We start from the raw sequence: 2306 nt of genomic DNA, 5'->3' as shown, positions 1-2306 counted from the left end.
CGTCGATGAAGCGTTGCTCAAGGTCCACCTGCTGCAGGCTGCTGCCGAGCGCGAGGAACGCTACCTCGATTCCAGCTAGCGCTCGCCTCAGGCCGTCGCGGTCGGTGAACTCGCTCACCGCCATCTCGAGCGGCAGTGGTGCACCTCGGTCGTCGACCAGCACGCCACGAGCTTTGCTGGCGTTTCGCACCAGCGCTCGCGGAGGCTCGCTACGGGCGCAGAGCGCAGCGGCGACACGCCGGGCGACGCGGCCCCCCGCGGCGGCTATCAGGACCTTTGGCATGTTCGCTCTCCCATTTTCGGACATTGCATCGTTCAGAAACGTCGATCAGGCATCTTACCAGCCACCTGCTCTGTCGAACCATCTATTCCTTTGGCGACGGTGAGGAAGGAGCCACAAAGGCTGCGGAGCGGCTACGTGGGCAAGCGAACCACCTGTGATCTAGTGCTTCGCTATCTTGCCGGGAGCTGTAAGCAGTTCGGCTTTGCGCTTGTCCTTTAGGCGGAAGCTCTCGCCATTGATGTTGCCGATGACATAATGGTGAAGGATCCGATCGAGCATCGCCACGGTGAGCACTCCGTCGCCGGCGAAAGCGCTATCCCAACTGCCGAAGGTGAGATTGGAGGTGAGGATCATTGAGCCGCGTTCGTAGCGCTGCGCGATGACCTGAAAGAACAGGTTGGCCTGCTCGCGCGTCATCGGTAGATGTTATGTCGTGAGGCGGGTCGGCATTCTCATAATCTCGCTCACACTGTCTCCGCGTGACGCGGTTCACCTTGCAGTAGTGCGTGAGCATTTCTTCGCGGTATGCGGTCGCGGCCTCGTCTGCCACTGCCATCTTAGCTCGCAAAGCCTCGACCGTCGGCCAGGAGACTCGACGGTTTGGGGATGGATTTTCGTCCTCCCACTTCCACCGCGCACGGTCTCGCGCCCATGACACCGAGCGCTCCAGATGGATCGTGTGGTGGCATTTTCGACACAACAGCACGATCGATTGGAGACTGATCACACCGCCACCGGGATAGGAAGAGATCTCATGCGCCTCCAATTCGGGTGCCATCGGCGGAAAGCCTAGCAATCGCGCAACGATCCGAGATGAAACTCAGTGGGCAAGCGGTTCTCTTACTGCCCAGATGAGCCTCGATTGCATCGGCGGTGCGGATTCGGTGAGGACATCGGCGAGATAGCGTGTGTTCCCACCTAGGCCCGTTTCTGATCGGAACGGAGTGGGGCATGAATTCGCCCGTTGAAACGCAGCCAAGCGATCGAGCCGTCCGAGTTACGAAGGAACTCGCCCTGCTCGTCTTTGTATGGCGGGTCCATTCCCGCAAGGCGATCGGGAGCGATCAGCCCGACGCGAAATGGTGGTGGCCTGGTTGGATCGGGCACCGTATCGCGGGTCGGAAAACCACCTTTGGGGTGCTCTTGTGCCATTAGTTTGCCGGCATCGGGGAGGAGTTCGATGTCGTCCAGGGTCGCAGTATAGCGGCCCGCATATTCCGCAATCTGCGCCTCGCTCATCGCGATTTCCTCAGGTTCGGACTGAGGATTGCCAAGAAACCGCGCGACTACATCTTTGGTAACCTCACGTCCCAAGAATCCCCCGCTGTTCGAATTGGTGGTCAGGGCGAGCGCAAAGTTGCGCCTCGGTGTCATCGTGAAGAATGAAATCTGTCCGAAGGTGCCGCCTCCGTGAGACACGTGACGAATCCCATCGATATCCTGTATCTGCCACGCCAGTCCCATCTTGAAATCCAATTCCCCTACGTCGCCCGGAGTTTGCATCTGGCGCATCGATTCCCTCGACAACACCCGGGTCCCATCCTCAGCGGTGCCGTCGCCGAGATGGAACCGCGCGTAGCGAAGCTGATCCTTCATCGATGCGGCGATTCCTCCCATCGCCGCGCTCGCGCGTATCAACTGCCATGGACGCCGGACGAAGTTCTGACCCTCGTTAACCCCGTGGCCGACAGCAAAGGCGTGTAGCATCACATCCGTCGGGAAGAAGTATGACTGGTTCAGTCCCAGTGGTTTCAGCACCAATTCCTTGAGTGCGTTCTCGCAAGTCTGGCCGGTAACCACTTCTATTACCCTGCCCGCGATCGCGAACGCCGAGTTGTTGTAAGAGAACACCGTACCCAGCCGGGTAAGCTGTGGCAGATCTGGCAAAAGCTTGACGTATCGATCGAGAGCGTCGTCGCCATTTCCCGTATCTTCGAAATAGTCGCCGTCCCAGCCGCCGACATGGGTCAGCAGATGACGCATCGTCAGTTCGGCGGTAACCGCCGGATCCTGCATCGAGAAA

General features: G+C 59.5%; 2 protein-coding genes and 1 pseudogene. All 3 read right to left on the bottom strand.

Translation table 11 applies throughout. The features are described 5' to 3' along the window. The coding region (locus VGI36_01545) for an NAD(P)H-binding protein (GenBank protein ID HEY2483798.1) at positions 1 to 283 on the bottom strand (283 nt) is incomplete at its 3' end. A gap of 159 nt (positions 284 to 442) precedes the next feature. Next, positions 443 to 709, bottom strand: a pseudogene (locus tag VGI36_01540) (ATP-binding protein). 492 nt (positions 710 to 1201) lie between these two features. Further along, the coding region (locus tag VGI36_01535) for a serine hydrolase domain-containing protein (GenBank protein HEY2483797.1) at positions 1202 to 2306 on the bottom strand (1105 nt) is incomplete at its 5' end.

Source organism: Candidatus Binataceae bacterium (assembly GCA_036495685.1).
In the GTDB taxonomy this organism is placed as follows: Bacteria; Desulfobacterota; Binatia; order Binatales; family Binataceae; genus JAFAHS01.
This window is presented reverse-complemented; position numbering and strand designations above follow the sequence as displayed.